Annotated in this window: 1 protein-coding gene; it reads right to left on the bottom strand. The window is 67.8% G+C overall.

Annotated elements, in window-relative coordinates; genetic code table 11:
- A partial coding sequence (locus tag TSA1_RS40525) for a polyketide synthase dehydratase domain-containing protein (protein WP_210421942.1) occupies positions 1–236 on the bottom strand: 236 nt, incomplete at both ends.

The raw sequence follows: 236 nt of genomic DNA, 5'->3' as shown, positions 1-236 counted from the left end.
CCTCCAGCTGCTCCAGCGCAAACGGCATCGCCATCCGCGCCTCCGTGCGGCCCAGCATCAAGCCAATGCTCGTCTGCAACGCCCCATCCAGCAACCCGGGATGCAGCACATACGCCCCGCGCGTCCCGACAACGCTGTCGTCCAGACGCAACTCGCCCAGCACCCGTTCCCGGCCCGCCTCGTCATGGCCCAGCTCGATCTGGCGGACCGTTCGGAAGCTCGCGCCATAGATCAGC

Origin of the sequence: Bradyrhizobium nitroreducens, assembly GCF_002776695.1 — a bacterium.
In the GTDB taxonomy this organism is placed as follows: domain Bacteria; phylum Pseudomonadota; class Alphaproteobacteria; order Rhizobiales; family Xanthobacteraceae; genus Bradyrhizobium; species Bradyrhizobium nitroreducens.
This window is presented reverse-complemented; position numbering and strand designations above follow the sequence as displayed.